The organism is Aequorivita antarctica (assembly GCF_007997155.1).
GTDB classification, from domain to species: Bacteria; Bacteroidota; Bacteroidia; order Flavobacteriales; family Flavobacteriaceae; genus Aequorivita; species Aequorivita antarctica.
Genome location: NZ_VORT01000066.1, coordinates 1 through 234 on the forward strand (window position 1 = coordinate 1; position 234 = coordinate 234).

1 protein-coding gene is annotated in these 234 nt (G+C 42.3%); it reads right to left on the minus strand.

What is annotated here, in order from left to right; translation table 11 throughout:
- A partial coding sequence (locus tag ESU54_RS18015) for a hypothetical protein (RefSeq protein ID WP_211362175.1) occupies positions 1–234 on the minus strand: 234 nt, incomplete at both ends.

The following is a 234-nucleotide window of genomic DNA, read 5'->3' on the forward strand; positions in this document are numbered from 1 at the left end:
TATTTGTAGTTGATAGAGTTTCCCTCCCCTTTAATCTCATCGTCCATCTCCTGCCCCTGAAACCCGTAGCGGTAATTCGAAGTGTTCGCATGCCGCCCGGGCATAAGCATGCCGAAGGGATAGTAATCATTATATGCTTTTATATCAGCATTAAAATAACTCAAAGAACTTCCCGACAAGGTAGGAATTTTTTTGTCACTGACCACACTTAAGACGTTTCCTAAATGATTGCTC